The 21,023-nt window shown below is 61.2% G+C and carries 14 protein-coding genes; 9 read left to right on the top strand and 5 right to left on the bottom strand.

Going from position 1 to position 21,023, the window contains the following annotated elements; all coding sequences use genetic code 11:
- Positions 1-8: 8 nt before the first annotated feature.
- Both JFU11_RS22765 and JFU11_RS22760 read left to right on the top strand, forming a co-directional pair.
- A complete protein-coding gene (locus JFU11_RS22765; RefSeq protein ID WP_201062161.1) occupies positions 9-1,112 on the top strand; it encodes a YCF48-related protein in 1,104 nt (367 codons plus the stop codon).
- 52 nt (positions 1,113-1,164) lie between these two features.
- Positions 1,165-3,588 (top strand): MMPL family transporter, encoded by a 2,424-nt coding sequence (locus tag JFU11_RS22760; RefSeq protein WP_201062160.1) that lies wholly within the window; start codon positions 1,165-1,167, stop codon positions 3,586-3,588.
- A gap of 225 nt (positions 3,589-3,813) precedes the next feature.
- Here JFU11_RS22760 and mhpT read toward each other — a convergent pair whose 3' ends face one another.
- The gene (mhpT, locus tag JFU11_RS22755) at positions 3,814-5,031 is read right to left on the bottom strand and encodes a 3-(3-hydroxy-phenyl)propionate transporter MhpT (protein ID WP_201062159.1); all 1,218 of its coding nucleotides are present in this window, start codon (positions 5,029-5,031) and stop codon (positions 3,814-3,816) included.
- A 335-nt stretch (positions 5,032-5,366) separates the two neighbouring features.
- Here mhpT and JFU11_RS22750 point away from each other — a divergent pair, with 335 nt between their 5' ends.
- On the top strand, positions 5,367-6,677 hold the full coding sequence (locus JFU11_RS22750; RefSeq protein WP_201062158.1) for an OprD family porin: 1,311 nt from the start codon (positions 5,367-5,369) through the stop codon (positions 6,675-6,677).
- Positions 6,678-6,736: 59 nt separating this feature from the next.
- Here the strand turns inward: JFU11_RS22750 and JFU11_RS22745 are convergent, their stop codons facing one another.
- A complete protein-coding gene (locus tag JFU11_RS22745) occupies positions 6,737-7,225 on the bottom strand; it encodes a MarR family transcriptional regulator (protein WP_052963799.1) in 489 nt (162 codons plus the stop codon).
- A gap of 427 nt (positions 7,226-7,652) precedes the next feature.
- On the opposite strand from JFU11_RS22745, the gene JFU11_RS22740 reads away from it, so the two are divergent.
- The 5 genes from JFU11_RS22740 to JFU11_RS22720 all read left to right on the top strand — a co-directional run bounded on the left by JFU11_RS22740 (position 7,653) and on the right by JFU11_RS22720 (position 14,132).
- Positions 7,653-8,483, top strand: a complete 831-nt coding sequence (locus JFU11_RS22740; protein WP_007895816.1) for a p-hydroxycinnamoyl CoA hydratase/lyase — start codon at positions 7,653-7,655, stop codon at positions 8,481-8,483.
- Between the two features lie 128 nt (positions 8,484-8,611).
- Positions 8,612-10,060: an aldehyde dehydrogenase gene (locus JFU11_RS22735; RefSeq protein ID WP_201062157.1), complete on the top strand. Its 1,449-nt coding sequence runs from the start codon at positions 8,612-8,614 to the stop codon at positions 10,058-10,060.
- A gap of 156 nt (positions 10,061-10,216) precedes the next feature.
- A complete protein-coding gene (locus JFU11_RS22730) occupies positions 10,217-12,100 on the top strand; it encodes a feruloyl-CoA synthase (protein WP_201062156.1) in 1,884 nt (627 codons plus the stop codon).
- Complete coding sequence (locus tag JFU11_RS22725) at positions 12,097-13,338, top strand: thiolase family protein (RefSeq protein WP_201062155.1); 1,242 nt, start codon at positions 12,097-12,099, stop codon at positions 13,336-13,338. The genes JFU11_RS22730 and JFU11_RS22725 overlap by 4 nt, the downstream gene beginning before the upstream one ends.
- Before the next feature lie 80 nt (positions 13,339-13,418).
- Entirely contained in the window at positions 13,419-14,132 is a 714-nt protein-coding gene (locus JFU11_RS22720) for a GntR family transcriptional regulator (RefSeq protein ID WP_038983134.1), read from the top strand.
- Positions 14,133-14,143: 11 nt separating this feature from the next.
- Here JFU11_RS22720 and JFU11_RS22715 read toward each other — a convergent pair whose 3' ends face one another.
- Together JFU11_RS22715 and JFU11_RS22710 are read right to left on the bottom strand one after the other, a co-directional pair.
- A complete protein-coding gene (locus tag JFU11_RS22715) occupies positions 14,144-15,094 on the bottom strand; it encodes a PDR/VanB family oxidoreductase (RefSeq protein WP_201062154.1) in 951 nt (316 codons plus the stop codon).
- Entirely contained in the window at positions 15,091-16,137 is a 1,047-nt protein-coding gene (locus JFU11_RS22710; RefSeq protein ID WP_201062153.1) for an aromatic ring-hydroxylating dioxygenase subunit alpha, read from the bottom strand. Before JFU11_RS22710 ends, JFU11_RS22715 begins: the two co-directional genes overlap by 4 nt.
- Before the next feature lie 389 nt (positions 16,138-16,526).
- Between JFU11_RS22710 and JFU11_RS22705 the strand changes: the two genes are divergently transcribed.
- Positions 16,527-18,614, top strand: a complete 2,088-nt coding sequence (locus tag JFU11_RS22705; protein WP_201121377.1) for a TonB-dependent siderophore receptor — start codon at positions 16,527-16,529, stop codon at positions 18,612-18,614.
- A 206-nt stretch (positions 18,615-18,820) separates the two neighbouring features.
- Here the strand turns inward: JFU11_RS22705 and JFU11_RS22700 are convergent, their stop codons facing one another.
- Entirely contained in the window at positions 18,821-21,007 is a 2,187-nt protein-coding gene (locus JFU11_RS22700; protein WP_201062151.1) for a TonB-dependent siderophore receptor, read from the bottom strand.
- Between the last annotated feature and the right edge of the window lie 16 nt (positions 21,008-21,023).

Below are 21,023 nucleotides of genomic sequence, written 5' to 3'. Positions count from 1 at the left end.
ATAAAGACATGAACGTTGAAAAAATCTTTGCGAGTTTCGGTCTGCGATGGAGTGCCTGCGCGCTGGTGTTGTGTCTGTTGGCGAGCACGTCCATGACTGCGCAGGCCGCGACGTTTGCTGTGCTGCAGCAGCCGGCACTGCCGACCGCCAAGGCCGCGCGCGCGGTATTGCTCGGGTTGGCCCGGGCTGGCGAACGCCTGGTGGCGGTCGGCGAACGCGGCATCGTGCTGCTCTCGGATGACTCTGGAATGACCTGGCGCCAGGCCCGTGTGCCGGTCAGCGTCAGCCTGACCGCAGTGCAATTCGTCGACGCGGAGCAGGGCTGGGCGGTCGGTCATCTGGGCGTGGTGTTGCACACCGAGGACGGTGGCGAAACCTGGCACAAGCAACTCGACGGTGAGCGTGCCGCCGCGCTGGCGGTGCAGGCCGCGGAGCGCAATGCCGATCAGCCGGGCGGTGCCAGCAACCTTGCGCAGGCACGGCAGATGGTGGACGACGGGCCGGATAAACCGTTTCTCGACCTGTACTTCAGTGACCGCCTGCATGGCTACATCGTTGGCGCCTACAACCAGATCTATCGCACCGACGACGGCGGGCGAAGCTGGCGGCCGTGGATGCAGCATGTGGACAATCCGCAGGGCCTGAACCTGTATGGGATCCGCGCTTCGGGTAACGACCTGCTGCTGGTGGGCGAGCGCGGCTTACTGTTGCGTTCGACCGATGCCGGGTATTCGTTCCAGCCTTTGAAATCACCTTATGAAGGTAGCTTTTTCGGTCTGCTCGGCACCCGCAGCGGAGCGTTGATTGCCTATGGATTGCGCGGCAACGCCTGGTGGTCCGAGGACCGTGGCAGCAGTTGGCGACGCCTCGACACCGGCATCGAATCAACACTGGCGACAGCCATCGAGCTGCGTGACGGAAGCTTGCTGTTGGCCAGCCAGAGCGGTGAGCTTTTGTTCAGCCATGACCAGGGGCACAGCTTCGACAAGCGTCAGAGCCGCAGCGGCGGGACGGTCGCTGCCGTGCAACAGGCAGCCGACGGCGGTCTGGCCAGCGTCGGTTTGAGTGGCGTGGCCACTGACCAGGATCCGCGGGCCTCTGCCAAACCTTGAAACTTCACGGTGTAGCGCTATCGGGCCTTGGCCCGTGCAACAGGAGTCAGACTTGAAAGACGACAAAACCCAAACCGTGATCGGCCGCCTGGAAGACTTCGACCAGGCGTCGGGCAATTTCGCCGAGCGAATGATCTTCAACCATCGACCGCTGGTGATCCTGCTGTGTCTGCTGGTGACGCTGGTGCTCGGTTGGCAAGCCACGCGCATCGGTATCAACGCCAGCTATGAGAAGACCATCCCTACGGGTCACCCCTATGTCGCCAACTTCCTGGAGAACCGCAGCGAGTTGAGCGGTCTGGGCAACTCGTTGCGAATCGCCGTGGAGGTCAAACAGGGCAGCATCTTCACCAAGGATTACCTCGACACCCTGGCCAGGCTCAACGACGAGCTTTATCTGCTGCCGGGTGTCGACCGCCCCTACATGAAGTCGTTATGGACCCCGACCACGCGCTGGACCGCAGTGACCGAGGAGGGACTCGATGGCGGCACCGTGATCCCCGATGACTACAACGGTTCGGCGACCAGCATCGAGCAGGTGCGAACCAACGTCGCGCGTTCTGGTGAGGTCGGCCAATTGGTCGCCGGCAACTTCAAGTCCAGCGTGATCTTCGTGCCGTTGCTCGAAGTCAGTCCGCAGACTGGCAAAGCCCTGGACTACGGTGAGTTCTCCCGGCAGCTGGAGGCGCTACGGGACAAGTACCAGACCGATGAACTGCGAATCCACATCACCGGTTTCACCAAAATCGTCGGCGATCTGATCGAGGGGCTGACCCAGGTCTTGTTGTTCTTCGTGATGGCGGTGTTGGTGACCGTGGTGGTGCTTTACGGTTACACCCGCTGCGCGCGCAGCACCCTGGTGGTGGTGACTTGTTCGTTGGTGGCGGTGCTCTGGCAGATGGGCCTGCTCGCGATACTTGGGTATGAGCTGGACCCGTACTCGGCGCTGGTGCCGTTTCTGGTGTTTGCCATCGGCATGAGCCATGGCGCGCAAAAGATGAACGGCATCATGCAGGACGTCGGTCGTGGCACCCATCGGGTAGTGGCCGCGCGTTATACCTTCCGCCGACTGTTCGCCGCCGGCATGACCGCTTTGCTCTGTGATGCGGTGGGCTTCGCCGTGTTGCTGCTGATCAATATCCGGGTGATTCAGGACCTGGCGATCACCGCCAGCCTCGGCGTGGCGGTGCTGATTTTCACCAACCTGATTCTGCTGTCGATCCTGCTCAGCTATATCGGTGTCAGCCCGGCAGCGGCGCAACGCAGCCTGAGTTCGGAAACCGCCGAGCTGCAAGCACAGATCAAGCATCCGTTGTGGCGTGTGCTCGATTTGTTCACCCAGCGGCGCTGGGCCATTGGCGCGATGCTGGGCGGCCTGCTGCTGGCGGCGTTCGGTTTTGCCGTGAGCCTGAACTTGAAGATTGGTGATCTCGATCCCGGCGCCCCGGAGTTGCGGGCCGACTCGCGCTACAACCGCGACGCGCTGTTCATGACCCAAAACTATGCGGCCAGTTCGGATATCTTCGTGATCATGATCAAGACGCCGGAAGATCAGTGCACGCGCTACGCCAGCCTGTCTGCGGTGGATGCGTTGGCCTGGCAACTGGAGCAATTGCCTGGTGTGGAGTCGACCACTTCAATGGCGGCGATGAGCAAGATCGCCACGGCCGGTTACAACGAAGGCAACTTCAAGTGGTATGAGCTGATCCCCAATGACGGCGCGCTGGGCTCCGTGCAGACCCGGGCACCGCGGGAGCTGTTCAATCAGGGCTGTTCGATGCTGTCGCTGTACGTTTACCTGTCCGATCACAAGGCCGATACCTTGAATCGGGTGGTGGAGGCGAGCGAGGCCTTCATCGCTGCGCATCAGGTGCCAGAGGTCAAATTCATGCTGGCCGCCGGCAGCGCCGGCATCGAAGCCGCGACCAATATCGTGGTGAAAAAATCCATGCACGAGATGCTGTTCTGGGTCTACGGCGCAGTCAGCCTGCTATGCCTGCTGACCTTCCGTAGCTGGCGTGCAACCCTTTGCGCGATGCTGCCGCTGATGCTCACCTCGATTCTTTGCGAGGCGCTGATGGTGGGACTGGGCATGGGAGTAAAAGTGGCGACACTGCCGGTGATTGCACTGGGTGTGGGCATTGGCATCGACTATGCGCTCTACGTGTTGAGCGTGATCCTGGCTCGAATGCGTGCCGGTGACACTCTGGCCCAAGCCTATTACCAGGCGCTGTTGTTCACCGGCAAAGTGGTTCTGCTGACAGGCATGACACTGGCGGTCGCGGTATCGACCTGGGCCTTTTCGCCGATCAAATTCCAGGCCGACATGGGCATCCTGCTGGCCTTCATGTTCCTGGTGAACATGCTTGGCGCCTTGATCCTGCTGCCGGCTCTGGCCTGGCTGCTGCTGCCGCAGAAGGTCTTCGCAAAAAAGGCTGAGGCGAGCGTGCTTGTGCAGTGGGTCAAGGAGGGCTGAAGGGCTCGGCACGTTGGACCCTGTGGGAGCGGGCTTATGTGGCGAGGGGGCTTGCCCCCGTTGGGGAGCGAAGCGCCCCTAAACCCAGTCATCGCGATCTTGAATTGGAAAGCGGTGACTGGTTTTACGACTGCTTCGCAATCGAACGGGGCGATGCGGCGTTCCGACAAGCCCCCTCGCCACATAAGCCCGCTCCCGCAGGTCTCGCGTTTTAACTGACGGGAATCAAGCCTTGGCCTTTTCCATCGATACAGTCAGCGGGGCCGAACGGGCAATCACGCTGATGATGGTCAGTGCTGCAATCACCAACCCGGGGGAGGTCGCCAGCAATACCCCGGTGGTGCCGGCTCCGGCTGCCAGAATCTGCCCCGCAGCCAAGGGCCCGGCGACTGACCCCAGGCGACCGATGGCTACCGCTGCGCCGACGCCGGTGGCACGTACCGAAGTCGGGTACGACGGCGGTGCCAGCGCGTAAAGCACCAGTTGCGCAGCCATCACAAACAACCCCGCGGCAAACCCGGCGATGCCCATAGGAACAATGCCCACCGACAGGCCGACTCCGGCCAGCGCCACCAGCAACCCGGCATAGACAAACAGCACCACCTTGATGCCGTTGCAGCGATCCAGCAGCAGTCCGCCGAGCAAGGAGCCGAGGGCGCCGCCGATATTGAACAGCATCTGCACCAGGCCCGCCTGGGGTTTGCTGAAACCCTGTTCCAGCAGCAGTGATGGCAGCCAGTTGAGCAACATGTACATCACGGTCAGGGTGAAGAAGTAACTCAGCCACAACGCCAGGGTAACGCGAGCCCGGCCTTCGCCGAACAGTGCCTGGCCGGTTGAAGCGCGCGCCACATTGACAGTCCCTTGTTGCTGGCGAAAGGCGCTGGACTCGGGCAACAACAGGATCATCAGCGGCACCACCAGCAACGGTGCGAGACCGCCGATGATGAAGGTCGCCTGCCAATGATCGGTGAACAGCATGGCGACCACCGCCGCCAGTGCTCCACCCAACGGCACGCCGGCATACATGATGCTGATGGCGGTACCACGGCGTTGTTCACCCACGGCTTCGGCGCACAGGGCAATCAGGTTGGGCAGGGCGGCGCCCAGGCCCAGGCCGGTCATGAAGCGCGCCAGCAGCAGGCTGGAGAAAGTGCTGACATAGGCAGTGCTGAGCGAGAACACGCCGAACAGCAACACGGCGCCGATGAGGATTTTTTTGCGACCGATGCGATCGGCAATCCAGCCGCCGAAGAAGGCGCCGGGCAGCAAGCCGATGATGCCGGCACTGAACACCCAGCCCATCATTTTCGGGTCCAGGGCAAAGGTCTGGCGCAGGCCCGCGGCGGCAGTGCCGGCAGCTTGCAGGTCGAAGCCTTCAATCAATGCAACGATAAAACACAGGGCGATGGTCAGCGTCGTACGACGTGATGGTGTGTCCATGGCGAACCTCATTATTGTTTTTGTTGGTGTGCTGACGGGTGAGCGCGAGCCTGCTCGCCTCAAGCGATGACAGGCTGGAATTAAGATTAACAAAGATAACTAAAAAATGAACGACCAAGGTTGTTGGCCAAAAAATGGCATTAATCTCATTAAAATCAACGTCATGATGCATTGAGTAAGATGGATCTAAAAAATAGATAATAATATTAATGTTCGGTTATCGGTCATTGTGGATTGACGCCACCCCTCGGCTGTTTCCATTCTCTGGCCTGAGATCCCTGGAACAACCCTGGCGATCCCGTTCAAAAAACAACAACAATAAGTGGACATCGAACATGCCAACGCACCCTTGGAACGCCCTTGCGGCGACTTCAGCCTTACCTGTTCGCGCACCTTGCCTGGTCCTGTTGGGCTTGAGTGTGATTGCCACCCCGGCGCTGGCCGAAGGCTTCATCGACGACAGCCACGGCACCTTGACCTTGCGCAATTACTACCTGGATCGCGACTATAAGGATGACGGGGCGAAAACCGCGGCCAGGGAATGGGCTCAGGGTTTCATCATGAATGTGGAGTCGGGCTTTACCCCGGGGACTGTCGGCTTCGGCCTGGATGCCCGCGGGCTGATGGGGGTGAAGCTGGACTCGTCGCCGGACCGTAGCGGCACTGAGTTGCTGCCGGTGTCCAGCAGCGACAAGCGCGCGGCGGACGAATATTCGCGCCTGGCCATGACCGCCAAGATGCGTTTTGCCCAGACCACGGTGAAGACCGGTGATGTGTCGATCTTCCTGCCGTTCGCTTTCGCCAGCCCGTCGCGGCTGTTGCCGCAGACTTTTCGCGGCACCACCCTCAGTTCCAAGGACATCGACGGGCTGACCCTCAACACCGGTTACATCGATCGCATCAACAAGCGTGATTCCACCGACTACCAGCCGATGAGCATCGCCTCGCCGAACCGGCGTTTCAATGGCGCGGCCACGTCATCGCACATGGCCTATGTTGGCGGCGATTATCAGGTGAACAAAGACCTCAGTCTGCGTGCCTATCACGCCGAAGTGGCGGACCTGTACCAGCAGAACACCCTGGCCTTGCTGCACAATCTGCAGGTGGGCGAGGGCACGCTGACCACCGATCTGCGCAGTTTTTTCAGCGACGAAGATGGCAGCGGCAAGGCCGGCAAGGTGGACAACCGCAACCTGTCGGCGCTGTTCGGCTATCGCTTTGGCGGCCATCGCCTGAGCCTGGGCTATATGCACGCCAGTGGAGATACAGCGACACCTTATGTGTCGGGTACCGAGTTGATGGGCATGAGTGAGCTGACCATGAGTTCGGACTTCCTCAATGCCAAGGAACGGACCTGGCAAGCGATGTACGACTATGACTTCACCGCCGTCGGGGTGCCCGGGCTGAAGAGCCGGCTGCGTTATGTGCGCGGTGATCATATCGAGCTGACGGCGCTGAATGCCGACGACCGCAAGGAGCGAGAATTCCAGATGGAGCTGGGGTATGTGATCCAGAGTGGCCCGCTGAAGAACGTCGGGCTGATGGCGCGCAAGTCGATCTATCGCAATGACTTCCCCGCCGGCGCGGCATTTCGCGATGAAAACCAGACCCGCTTTCTGGTGCTCTACACCGTACCGATCTGGTAAGTCCGTTTTACCTGTCATGAGGCCGGCGCGTTCCCCAGGAACGCGCCGGTGTCGGCGTTTCAGGCCTGGTAGACCTTCTTCAGCAGCCTGAGCAGGTCTTCGCGTTCCTGGCTGTCGAGGTTGGACGTTGCATCCATGTCGCTCTCGGCAGCGATCAGCTTCAGCTCTTTGAGCAGGGCCTCGCCGGTCTTGCTGAGAAAAATCCCATAGGAGCGCTTGTCCGGTTTGCAGCGCACCCGCACCGCCAACGCCCGGCTTTCCAGTTTGTTCAGCAGCGGCACCACTTGCGGTGGCTCGATGGTCAAGGCCTTGGCCAGGTCGGCCTGCATCAGGCCGGGGTTCTGGTCGATGATCGCCAGCGCCGAGAACTGGGCCGGTCGCAAGTCGTGGGCCGAGAGCCGACCAATGAGGTTCTGGAACAGTTTCAGCTGCGCCCGGCGCATGGCGTAACCGATCAGATCGTCCAGGGCGGAATCCAGCGGCGCCTGGGTTTCGGCGCTGTCGGCAGGGGCCTCGGGGGCGGCAGCAATCTTGGAAGACTTGGCCATTACAGGGTGAATCCTCGGCTGGCGGTTAAGAAGACTATCTAGTTTGCCGAGGTTGGCCGGGGATAGCCATGACCTCTTTCAGATCTCTGGGGGGGGCTAATGCCAGTCAGCCATTTCAGCCGCGACGTACTCTTTGTAGCAGCTGCCGAGCCCGCGAGGCTGCGTTCGGCTGAGAAGCAGTCGTGAGTCCGGTTGACGTGGCCTGCCTGACGCACCGCAGGTTCTGATTTTACGACTGCTACGCAGCCGAACGCAGGCTTCGCCAGCTGCTACAGATCCCAATGCGGCTTAACTGATTGGCATTGGGATTGTGCCTGTTTCCAGGACCGAAAAATATTTGGTTAATTAGATTAATAGTTAATTGACATAACTAATATTGGGGTTTAGTTTTTACCCATCGTCAAGCCAAGAACAAGAGAGCATCGCCATGAGCAACTACGAAGGTCGCTGGACAACGGTCAAAGTGGAAATCGAGGAAGGCATTGCCTGGGTCATCCTCAATCGCCCAGAAAAACGCAACGCCATGAGCCCGACATTGAACCGCGAAATGATCGACGTTCTGGAAACCCTGGAGCAGGATCCAGACGCCGGTGTGCTGGTACTGACCGGTGCGGGCGAAGCCTGGACCGCCGGCATGGACCTCAAGGAATACTTCCGCGAAGTGGACGCCGGCCCGGAAATCCTTCAGGAAAAAATTCGCCGCGAAGCCTCTCAATGGCAATGGAAACTGCTGCGCATGTACGCCAAGCCAACCATCGCCATGGTCAACGGTTGGTGCTTCGGTGGCGGTTTCAGCCCGCTGGTGGCCTGCGACCTGGCGATCTGCGCCGATGAAGCGACCTTCGGCCTGTCGGAAATCAACTGGGGCATCCCGCCAGGCAACCTGGTGAGCAAGGCCATGGCCGACACCGTGGGCCATCGGCAGTCGCTGTACTACATCATGACCGGCAAGACCTTTGGCGGGCAGAAAGCCGCCGAGATGGGTCTGGTCAACGAGAGCGTACCCTTGGCACAACTGCGTGAAGTGACAATCGAGCTGGCGCGTAACCTGCTGGAGAAAAACCCGGTGGTGCTGCGGGCGGCCAAGCACGGCTTCAAGCGTTGCCGCGAACTGACTTGGGAGCAGAACGAAGATTACCTCTACGCCAAGCTCGATCAGTCGCGCCTGCTGGACACCGAAGGTGGCCGCGAGCAGGGCATGAAGCAGTTCCTCGATGACAAGAGCATCAAGCCCGGTTTGCAGGCTTACAAACGCTGAACCCCGGCATTGAATCAGGGCGAGCTGGCCGGGCGATCGAGCGTCCGCCAGCTGTTCGCCCCGGCGCCCAGGCGCTACTGTGAACCCCTCGAACGTATTCCCGATAAAGACAATAAAGAGGAATCACCATGCTGGACGTGCCCCTGCTGATCGGCGGCCAGTCGTGCCCTGCCCGAGACGGACGAACCTTCGAACGGCGTAATCCGGTGACCGGCGAAGTTGTGTCGCGGGTTGCCGCCGCCACCCTGGAAGATGCCGACGCCGCCGTGGCCGCGGCCAAAGCGGCATTCCCCGCCTGGGCGGCCCTGGCCCCCAATGAACGACGCACCCGGTTGCTGCGTGCGGCCGAGCAGTTGCAGGCCCGCAGCGCGGAATTCATCGCGGCGGCCGGTGAGACCGGCGCCATGGCCAACTGGTACGGTTTCAATGTGCATCTGGCGTCCAACATGCTGCGCGAAGCCGCGTGCATGACCACTCAGATCACCGGCGAAGTCATTCCCTCCGATGTGCCCGGCAGCTTCGCCATGGCCTTGCGTCAACCCTGCGGCGTGGTGCTGGGTATCGCGCCCTGGAACGCCCCGGTGATCCTCGCCACCCGCGCCATCGCCATGCCGTTGGCCTGCGGCAACACCGTGGTGCTCAAGGCGTCGGAATTGAGCCCGGCGGTGCACCGGCTGATCGGCCAGGTGTTGCAGGACGCAGGCCTCGGGAACGGCGTGGTCAATGTCATCAGCAATGCGCCCCAGGATGCCGCGGCGATTGTCGAGCGGCTGATCGCCAATCCGGCGGTGCGTCGGGTCAACTTCACCGGCTCCACCCATGTCGGGCGTATCGTCGGTGAACTGTCGGCACGTCATCTCAAACCGGCGTTGCTGGAACTGGGAGGCAAGGCGCCGTTCCTGGTGTTGGAGGATGCCGACCTGGATGCAGCGGTGGAGGCTGCAGCCTTCGGCGCCTTCTTTAATCAGGGGCAGATCTGCATGTCTACCGAGCGCCTGATCGTCGATGCCAAAGTGGCCGATGCCTTTGTCGCCAGACTCGCGGCGAAGATCGCCACCTTGCCCGCCGGCAACCCCAACGCCGAAGGTTCGGTGCTCGGTTCACTGGTTGACAGTAGCGCCGGTGAACGCATCAAACTGTTGATCGACGATGCCCTCGACAAGGGTGCAACCCTGGTCACGGGTGGCCAGCTGGAGGGCAGCATTTTGCAGCCGACCTTGCTCGACGGCGTCACCGATGCCATGCGCCTGTACCGCGAAGAGTCCTTCGGCCCGGTGGCTGTAGTGCTGCGTGGCGAGGGCGATGAAGCACTGTTGCGCCTGGCCAACGATTCCGAGTTCGGTCTGTCGGCGGCGATCTTCAGCCGCGACACCGGCCGCGCTCTGGCCTTGGCCCAGCGGGTCGAGTCGGGCATCTGCCATATCAACGGCCCGACCGTGCACGACGAGGCGCAGATGCCCTTCGGCGGGGTCAAGTCCAGCGGCTATGGCAGTTTTGGCGGCAAGGCGTCCATCGAGCACTTCACCCAGTTACGCTGGGTGACCTTGCAGAACGGACCGCGGCACTACCCGATCTGAGCATCCGCCGCACCGTCGGGCGACGAACGCTTGAGAGTGATTGCCGCCCGCGTGCAGGCCAGACATAACAATAACAAGGCTGCAGCCACAGGCTGCCATGCCCCGGTTGCACGCATCGCTGCGAGCCGGTGGCGTGCCTTGATGGAGGACAAGCACGTGAGTTCCGAATTCAGATCGCCACCCCAGACCGAAGCCAGTGCGCCGCGCTATCGCCAGGTGTCCATCGGTCATCCTGCGGTCGAGGTCAGCGAAGAGCAGGGCATCCTGCATATGCGCTCCCTGGAACCCTTGGCCAAGTTGCCTGTACGTTTGCTGGATCGCCTGGTGCATTGGGCCCATGTGCGCCCGCAACAGACCTTTATCGCTGCTCGCCAGAACGGCGGCGACTGGCGCCGGGTGAGTTACGCCGAGATGCTGACCAGCGTCCGTGCCATTGCCCAAGGCCTGCTCAGTTATGGGCTTTCGGCTGAACGACCGCTGGCGATCCTCTCGGGCAATGACATCGAGCATTTACAGATTGCCTTGGGCGCGATGTATGCCGGCATTCCTTACTGCCCGGTTTCTCCGGCCTATTCATTGTTGTCCCAGGATTTCGCCAAGCTGCGGCATGTCTGCAATCTGCTGCAACCGGGCCTGGTGTTTGTCAGCGACGCTGCGGCTTATCAGCGGGCGATCGATGCGGTGCTGCCGGCCGAAACACCGCTGATCACCGTGCGCGGTCAAATTCCTGGCCGCCATCAGGTGAGCTTTGCCAGTCTGCTGGAACAACCCGGCAGTGCCGAGGCCGATTGCGCTTTCACGGCTACCGGGCCGGACAGCATCGCCAAGTTCCTGTTTACCTCAGGCTCCACCAAGTTGCCCAAGGCAGTGATCACCACCCAGCGCATGCTCTGCGCCAACCAGCAAATGCTGTTGCAGACCTTCCCGGTGTTCGGCGAAGAGCCTCCGGTGCTGGTGGACTGGCTGCCGTGGAATCACACCTTCGGCGGCAGCCACAACGTCGGCATCGTGCTATACAACGGCGGCACCTTTTACCTGGACGACGGCAAGCCGACCGTCCAGGGCTTTGCCGAAACACTGCGCAACCTCAAGGAAATATCGCCCACCGCGTACCTCACCGTGCCCAAAGGCTGGGAAGAACTGGTCAACGCGCTGGAGCAGGACGGCGAGTTGCGCGAACGTTTCTTCTCGCGCATGAAACTGTTCTTTTTCGCCGCCGCCGGTTTGTCCCAACGCGTTTGGGATCGCCTGGACCGGGTCGCCGAACAGCATTGTGGCGAACGCATTCGCATGATGGCCGGGCTCGGCATGACCGAGGCTGCACCGTCCTGCACGTTCACCACCGGGCCATTGTCCATGGCCGGCTACATCGGCCTGCCGGCACCCGGTTGCGAAGTGCGGCTGGTGCCGGTGGACGGCAAACTGGAGGGGCGTTTTCGCGGGCCGCACATCATGCCGGGTTACTGGCGTGCGCCACAGCAGACCGCCGAAGTGTTCGACGAGCAGGGCTTCTACTGTTCCGGCGACGCGTTGAAACTGGCCGACGCCCGCGATCCGCAACTGGGGCTGATGTTCGACGGGCGCATCGCCGAGGACTTCAAACTGAGCTCCGGTGTGTTTGTCAGCGTCGGCCCGTTGCGCAATCGCGCGGTGCTCGAAGGTTCGCCCTATGTTCAGGACTTGGTGGTGGCCGCGCCGGACCGCGAGTGCCTGGGTGCGCTGGTCTTTCCCCGTCTTTACGAATGCCGACGTCTGGCCGGTTTGAGTGCGGACGCCAGCGATGTCGAAGTCCTGGCCAGCACACCGGTGCGTCAGTGGTTCGGCGATTGGCTGCAACGGCTCAACCGCGACGCCACCGGGAATGCCAGCCGCCTGGAATGGATCGCGCTGCTCGACGAACCCGCCTCCATCGACCGCGGTGAAATCACCGACAAGGGCTCGATCAACCAGCGCGCGGTACTGCAGTGGCGCGCCGACAAGGTCGAGGCGCTGTATCGCGGCGAAGAACCTTCCATCTTGCGTGCCGGACCTCTGCCGTGAGCGGTGCGGGGCAGTATTCGAGCTTTGGCGATGTAGCCATTTTCGAAGCACTGCGCACGCCTTGGGTCGATCTCGGCGGGGCCTTGGCCCAGGTTTCGCCGATCGACCTGGGGATCAAGGTCGGGCGCGAGGTGCTGGCCCGCGCCGCTATCGATCCATCTTTGGTCGATAGCGTATTGGCCGGCTCCATGGCTCAGGCCAGTTTTGATGCTTACCTGCTGCCTCGGCATATCGGCCTTTACAGTGGCGTGCCGCAAGGGGTTCCGGCGCTGGGGATACAGCGCATCTGCGCCACCGGTTTCGAACTCTTGCGGCAGGCCGCCAGGCAGCTGGATGATGGCGTGCAGTTGGCCCTGTGCGTGGCGGCCGAATCCATGTCGCGCAACCCGATTGCCGCCTACACCCACCGAGGTGGTTTCCGGCTCGGTGCGGGGGTGGAATTCAAGGACTTTCTCTGGGAAGCCCTCTACGACCCGGCCCCGGGCGTAGACATGATCGCCACCGCCGAGAATCTGGCCCGGCGGCATGGCCTGAGCCGCGAAGAGGTGGATCGCTTCGCCCTCGACAGCCATCAATTGGCGCTGCAGGCCCAAGCCGATGGCTGGTTTGAACCGGAGCTGGTAGCGCTCGGCAATGAGCGCTTTGAACTGGCCGGCTATCAGCCACGCAGTATCCAGTTGCCACGGGGCGTAGACCGCGTGACTTGCGATAGTCATCCGCGACCCACCGATCTGGACGCCTTGGGTCGGTTGCGGGCTGTGCATGTCGGCGGTGTGCAAACCGCCGGCAACAGTTGCGCGGTGGTTGATGGCGCGGCGGCTGCGCTGGTAGGGCGAGCATCTGCCGCCCGGCGTCCGGCGTTGGCCCATTTGCTGGCCAGCGCCGTGGTGGGCGTGGCACCGGAATTCATGGGGATAGGGCCGGCGCCAGCCATCCAGTTGCTGCTGCAACGTAGCGGTTTGGCCCTTGGTGAAATCGGCTTGCTGGAAATCAATGAGGCTCAGGCCGCTCAGGTGCTGGCTGTGGCTCAGGTGCTGGAATTGGACGGTGACCGGCTCAACCGGCGCGGCGGCTCGATTGCTTTGGGGCATCCTTTGGCCGCCACGGGTTTGCGCCTGGTGCTGACCCTGGCCAGGCAATTGCGTGAGGGTAATCTGCGTTATGGCATCGCGGCCGCGTGTGTCGGTGGCGGGCAGGGCATGGCTCTGCTGATCGAAAACCCGGCGTATCAAGGCTGAAGTAGAACTGCAGTCAGCCCAATCCTTGCATCACTGTCTTGCGTTACTATGCAGACCCACCTTTTCTGGAAGTTGCCTGGATGAGTAAGCCCGGTCAAACGGTGCTGGTCGCGTTGCGCAAGATGATCGCCTCGGGCGAGCTGGCGGCTGGCGAGCGCTTGATGGAAATTCCCACGGCGCAATTGTTCGGTGTTTCGCGAATGCCGGTGCGCATGGCGTTCCGCACGCTGGAGCAGGAAGGCTTGCTGGTGCGTTTTGGCGGGCGCGGGTTTCAGGTGCGTTCGGTCAGCCCCGATGACATTGCCGGTGCGGTTGAAGTGCGAGGTGTACTCGAAGGTCTGGCGGCGCGTCAGACCGCCGAGCGCGGGCTATCGGACGAGGCCCGCGCGACCCTTGAACAGTGCCTGATGCAAGGTGATCAGCTGTTCGACAAGGGGTTTGTGACCATCGAGGACCTGGAGGTCTATCACGATCTCAACATGCGTTTTCACGAAGTGATTGTCGAAGGCAGCCACAACCCGGCGATCGCCGACGCACTGGCGCGCAATGATCATTTACCCTTCGCTTCGGTAACAGCCCTGGCAGTGGACCGCAACGACATGGTCCGGGAATACCGACGCTTCAACTACGCCCACATGCAGCATCATTCGGTGTTCGATGCCCTGGTCAACCGCCAGGGCGCGCGTGCCGAAGCCATCATGCGCGAGCACGCCAACGCCACGTTGCGTTATGCCGAGATCTTCGGCTCGGCGACGGCCGAAGAGCGGATGAAGGTCATTCTCCGCTCGGAATAGGCGCGACTCTTTCAGATATCCAGCACCAGAAGCGGCGTTTTCGAGCGCGAGCAGCAAGGGGTGAATTGGTCGTTGCAGGCCTGTTCATCCTCGGTGAGGAACAGGTCACGGTGTTCGGGCACGCCCTCCAGAACCCGAGTCAGGCAGGTGCCGCAAATGCCCTGTTCGCAGGAAATGGCGATCTCGATGCCCTGGTTTTGCAGCACCTGCACCACGCTCTTGTCGGCCGGCACCTCGAAAACCTGGCCGCTGCTGGCGACCTTGATCGAGAAGCTGCCATCGGCGCCTGTGTCGACAGGGTTGGCCGCGAAGTACTCGCGATGCAGGCATTGCTCCTGCCAGCCTTTGGCCTTGGCCGTGTCCAGCACATGCTGCATAAAACCGCCGGGGCCACACACATACAAATGAACGTCATTGTGTGGCGTGGCCAGGACCTTGGCCGCGTCCAGCGCAGTGTCGGGTTCCTGATCGAAGTGCAGGAACACCCGGTCGGCAAAAGCCGAGTGTTGCAGGCGTTCGACAAAGGCCGCTCGCTCCCTCGAACGGGCGCAGTAGTGCAGCTCGAAATCCGCGCCGCTGTGGGCCAGGCGCTCGGCCATACAGAGGATTGGGGTAATGCCGATACCGCCGGCGAAGAGCAGGCTGCGCGTGGCTTCATGGGCCAACGGAAACAGGTTGCGCGGCTCACTGATAGACAGCCGCGTGCCGGGGTGGATCTGCTGGTGCATGGCCAGTGAGCCACCGCGAGAGGTCGGGTCCTTGAGTACGCCGATCAGGTAGCGATGGCGTTCCTCGGGGTGGTTGCACAGGGAATATTGCCGGATCAAGCCGCCAGGCAGATGCACATCGATATGCGCGCCGGCGCTGAAGGTCGGTAGCGGTCGATCATCGACACTGGCCAGCTCGTAGCTGCAGATGTCCTGGGCTTCGTTGTTGCGGGATACCACCAGCACTTCGATCATGGCATTGACTCCTGCGGCGTTTGTTCCTGGGCGATAAGGCGCTCCAGAACACGGCGCGACTGCACGCCGCCGGCGTCGATATTGAGCTTGAGCAAGTTGCGCTGGGGGTGGCTGAGCAGGTTTTGTTGCTGGCGTTCGAGCATCTCCAGGTCCTCGCTGAAAATCTTGCCCTGACCCTCGCGAATGCTCGCGGTCAAGGCTTCATCCTGCGGGTTGAAATTGCGCGCCATGCCCCAGAAGTACCAGATCGAGGTTTCGGTTTCCGGGGTGATGAAGTCGACGACGATGCTCGACGCCTTGAACTGTTGGGGAGCGTGATAACCACCTTTTCCGGCATGGGCCACACCGACTTCGATCAGCACATGACTGGGCGGGGTGAAGCGGCAGATCTGCCAGCGATCCACTGGTACATCGGCGGCCAGATTGTTGCCGCGCAGGGCCATGCGCCAGAAGGGCGGGGCCATGATGTTTTCCATGTGGCGGGCAGTGACCACCTCGTCGCCGTCGACCGTGGTCACCGGCGGTGCTTCGTCGATTTCCTTTTGGCCGATGCTGGACGCGTGAACGTAGGTTTCGTGAGTCAGGTCCATCAGGTTGTCGATCATCAGGCGATAGTCGCACTGGATGTGGAACAGACCGCCGCCGTAGGCCCACTCATCGCTGACCGCCCATTCCAGGTGATGGATCAGCGCCGGGTCGGCCAACGCCTGATCGCCGGGCCAGACCCAGATAAATCCGTAACGCTCGACCACGGCGAATGTCTTGTTGCACGGAAAGCCGCGAACCCGTTGCCCGGGCATTTCCACGGTCTTGCCGTCGCAGCCCATCACCAGGCCGTGATAGCCACACACCAGATTGCCGTTTTCCACATAGCCCAAAGACAGCGGTGCGCCGCGATGGGGGCAGAAGTCCTCGACAGCTGCCACCTTGCCTTCATGCCCGCGGTAAAAAACCATCTTTTCACCACAGATCTGACGGCCTAGCGGCTTGTCGGCGATTTCATCGGGTGTACAGGCGACGTACCAGGTGTTCTTGGGGTACATGGAGATTCTCCAAGGCTGTTTGTTGTTATTTAGTGGATCCATTAATGTTGATTTATGGGGTGTTTGTCAAACTGATTCTGTTTGTTAACGATTTAGTGGATCCATTGGTCGGCTTGTGACGATTTATCGGTCGATCAGATGGCCACCGCAGAGGAAGGTTGTTTTTTTCGGCACGGGCCTTGTCGAAAAACGCTCCGGGCTTGAGTTGATGCTGACGGTTGGTGACTCACAAACCATCATCTACGCGGCGGATTAATAACTCGTTAGTTAATAGTACTGAGGGTATTTACTGGAAATACGTCGCATCATACAATGAGAATCATTACTACTAACTCATTGAGCGCGACGTCTTGAGCCATCCTCACCCCTTTGCCCGCCGCAAGGTCTTCATGAAACACGCGTTGCCGACACTCTCCTGCGTTATGTTTGCCAGTCCTTTATGGGCACAGCAAGCCATCGAACTGCCGACCACTGATATTCAGGCGAGCCGCGTCAGCCAAGACACGAGCTACACCACCTCCCAAGCCAGCACGGCGAGCAAAAGCAATGTGCCGATCAAGGAAGAGGCGCAATCGATCAATGTGGTCACCCAACAAACCCTGGCCGACTATCAGGTGCGCTCGCTGGCCGACGCCATGAAGTTCGTCAGCGGCGTCAGCCAGGGCAACACTCTGGGCGGCTCCCGGGATTCGCTGGTCAAGCGCGGTTTTGGCACCAACGATGACGGCTCGATCCTGCGCGATGGCGTGCGTTCCAATCTGGGGCACAACTTCAGCGCGACGACGGATCGTGTCGAAGTGCTCAAAGGGCCTGCTTCGATGCTGTACGGCGCGCTGGAGCCCGGTGGATTGATCAATGTGATCAGCAAGAAGCCTGAATACACCCAGAGCACAACCCTGAGTGGTTCGGCCTATAGCGAAGGCGGCGGCACCATGGCAGTGGATACCACCGGACCGATGGGAGATACGGGCCTGGCCTATCGCCTGATTGCTGAACGTGGCCATGAAGATTACTGGCGCAACTACGGCGTGAATGAGAGCACGTTGGTCGCACCGTCGCTGACCTGGACCGGCGACCGCGCCAGCTTGACGCTGAGCTACGAGTACAACGAATACTCCAATCCCTTCGACCGCGGCACCGTGTTCACCAACGGTCATCCGGCGGACATCGACTACGACAAGCGCCTCGATGAAAAATGGGCCAAAAGCGTCGGTATCCGTGAAGTGGCCACCGCGCGATTCGAGTATCAGTTGAATGACGATTGGAAAACCCGAGTTACCTACGGCTGGAACAACGACCGCTACAGCCTCTCGATTGCCCAGCCGAGTTCGTTGACCGGCAACAATCTGCGACGTGCTGCCAACGGCGCTCACTACGACGATGAGACCCGCTACGCCAGTTGGGATTTCATTGGCCAGCAGGAACTGTTCGGCCAACGCCATGACCTGCTGGTCGGCGCGGATACTGAAGCGTCCGACCAATTCCGCGGCAAAACCTACCGTAATACAGCACGGGCAGGCTTCGACATTACGTCACCGGTTTATGGTCGTCTGGCCGAGCCCAGTCTCGTCAGTGCTGCCCAAAGCGACTTGAGCAACCAGCTGACCTCCAGCTCGGTGTACTTCAAGGATAACTGGCACCTCGATGACCGCTGGATCCTGGTCCTCGGTGGTCGCCAGCAGCATTACGATCAGTACAGCGATCAGGGCCGCGGCAGCAGCTACACCGTCAACCGCGACGATAACGGCGATGCCTTCGTGCCGTTTTTGGGCCTGGTCTACAAAGCCACCGATACCTTGTCGCTCTATGGCAACTACAGCCGTTCGTTCAAGCCCAATACCGATGTCGACGATGCCGGCCACACCTTCGATCCGGAGGAGGGGCGCAGCTACGAGGTCGGCGCGAAGTACGACCCGCTGCCGGGGCTGAACATCAACCTGGCGCTGTTCGACATCGTCAAGAAAAACGTCGTGACCAGCCAGACGATCAATGGCGTCAGCCTCTCGGAGGCGGCGGGCAAGGTCGGTTCGCAGGGTCTGGAATTGGACATCACCGGGCGTGTGGCTGAGCGCTGGGACCTGATCGGCACCTACGCTTACACTCACACGGAAATTCTCGACGATCCGGATGACGAAGGTCACCGCCTCGCCAATGCACCGAAGCACACCGCGAGCCTGTACCTCACGCATCACCTGAACATCCCTGCGGAATTCGGGGCCTGGCATACCGGTGCTGGCGCGCGTTACGTCGGCGAGCGTGCGGCGAACAACGCCAACGATTTCTGGTTGAGCAGCTACACCGTGGCCGATGCCTTCGTGCGTTGGGAATCGCCGATGTTCGGGTACAAGACTTCGCTGCAATTCAACGTCGACAACCTGTTCGACAAACAGTACTACCCGTCCTCCACCGGCAGCCAGTTGCAGGTTAATGTCGGCGAGCCGCGCACGGCACGACTCAGCGCCAGTGTGACATTCTGACCCCTGTGCATTGACGGCGATGCTTGGGCTGTGTGTCGAGCCCAAGTAGCCGGCGCAACCCAATTCAAAATGTGGGAGCGGGCTTGCTCGCGAAGGCGATGTGTCAGTCACACATCAGTGTTGGCTGACCTGACGCTTTCGCGAGCAAGCCCGATCCCACAGGTTCCGTACCATCAGGCTTCGACCGCTTCTTTCGTTCCGGTGACTCAGAAGTTGATCGAGGCGCTCAGCCGCGCGGTCAATGGCGCGCCCTGGAACAGGTAGCCATCGCCCATGTACTCACCGGCATCACGCCAGTAGCGTTTGTCGAACAGATTGTCCACGGTCAGGCGGAACACCGTGTCGTAACCGTCGATGCGCGTGCTGTAGCGGCTGCCGATGTTGAAAATGGCGTAGGCACCGGTCTGCACTTCTCCCTGGCGGTTGGCGTACTTGCTGCCGCTGTACTGCACTCCGCCGAGCAGCGCCAGGCCGTCGAACCAGGGCAGGGCGTAGTCGCCGTAGAGGTTGGCGCGCAGGGTCGGAACGTTGATCGCCTGATGGCCTTCATAAGCTGGCGTGCCGCTGTCGGTGACCCGCGCGCGGATCGCCGCGACACTGGCAGAAATTTGCAGGCGCTGGCTGGCCCAGCCATTGGCCGAGAGCTCCAGCCCGGTGTTCTTCTGTTCGCCCTGTTGGGTGAACGTGAACGTGCCGTCGTCATTCGGTCGTGAGTACTGATAGGCCTGACGGATCTGGAACAGCGCCGCGGCCAGGCTGATGCGCTGCCAGTCGTATTTGATGCCGGCCTCGATTTGTCGCGACACGGTGGGCGCGAGGATTTCAAAGGCATTGGTGGTGAACCACGCCGCTTCGCCGCCCAGGGACAGGCCCTTGCTGTAGCGGGTGTACAGCGACAGGTTTTGCAGCGGCTTGTAGATCAGTGCGGCCTGGGGCAGGAACACATAGCGCTGGGTGTGCCGGGTAGTATCGCCCTGGCTGTCGAAGGTCTCTTCATCCAGGCCCACTTCGCGCCCGCCGAGCACGGTCTGCCATTGCTCGTTGAAGCTGATCCGGTCATTGAAAAACAACCCGTACTGACGGCTGTCCAAGCGTCGATAGGAATCGTTGAGCGGCCCGTCGTAGCGAGCAAAATCAGCCGGCTCGCTATAGATGTTGGCACTGCCGATCATCTGGTTGATGGCATCACGTTTGTCCACCACGCGGCGGAACGCGCTAGTCCCGATGCTCAGTTCGTGGCCCAGTCCGGCGGTTTCGAAGCGGCCGCTGAGGGTGGCCTGCACCTCGTCGTTGCGGCGGGTATCGTCGGGGCTGCGGAAATCGTAAATGTCGTAGTCGCCCTCGGGGCTGAAGTAGTTCGGCACTGCCGCGCTGGCGCAACTGGCGGAGCCGTAGCAGCCCCAGGCGAACGAACTGTAGTCATCGATCACCACCCGGCTGCGCGAAGCGCTGAGGTTGCCTTTCCACTGGTCGCTGAAGCGGTATTCGAAGTTGCCGTTGAGGTTCAGCGCGTCGGTGGTAACCGGCTCCGAACCGCTCTGGTGTGCCAGCAGCTTCTTCGGCGAGGCATGGTGCGGCAGGCTGGAACCGCCGAGCAATTGATAACCCGGTGCCGAGCGCTGTTCCTTGGTCTGGTACTCGGCATCCAGTTGCAGCAGCGCATCGGGGCTGATGTTCCAGTCGAAGGCCAGCGAGGCGAAATCGCGCTGGCCGTTGGTGTGTTCGACGTAGGAGTGAAGGTCTTCATGGGCCACGTTTGCGCGCAGGCCGAACTGCTGTTCGCTGCCGAACCAGCCACCGACGTCGGTGGCCAGGTAACCGCTGCCGCGATCATCGGTGGAGACGGTGACCGAACGCACATCGGCAGGTCGCTTGGTCACATAGTTGACCAGTCCGCCGGGTTCGCTGACGCCGCTTTGCAGACCGGAAAGGCCCTTGAGCAACTCCACCTGCTGTTTGTTTTCCAGCCCGACGTTCTGCTCGCCGGTGATGGTGCGGCCGTTGATCTTGTAGCTGCTGGCGGAGTTGAGGGAAAAACCGCGCACCACGAAGTTTTCGTAGTAACCGACCGGCGCGTAGCTTTCACCCACCGAGGCGTCGTTGCGCAGCACTTCGCTGAGCAGGCGGGCTTGCTGATCCTTGATCAAGGCTTCGTTCACCACCGAAATCGAGGCCGGCGTATCGAGCAATGGCGCCGCTTCGAAACCACCGACCCAAGCGCTTTCGGCCTGATAACCGGAGGTGTCTTCGCCGGTGACGGTCACCGCCGGCAGTTCGGTGGCGGCCCAGGCCGAAGGCATCGCGCTGGCCAGCAGCAGGCCCAGGTTCAGGGGATTGAACGCGAACCGCGGGGCGGTCACTCCCTCGCGGGAGGTCCGGTAAAGCATATCCATGAAAACTCCTCGACGA

Source organism: Pseudomonas sp. TH37 (assembly GCF_016650735.1).
In the GTDB taxonomy this organism is placed as follows: domain Bacteria; phylum Pseudomonadota; class Gammaproteobacteria; order Pseudomonadales; family Pseudomonadaceae; genus Aquipseudomonas; species Aquipseudomonas farris.
This window is presented reverse-complemented; position numbering and strand designations above follow the sequence as displayed.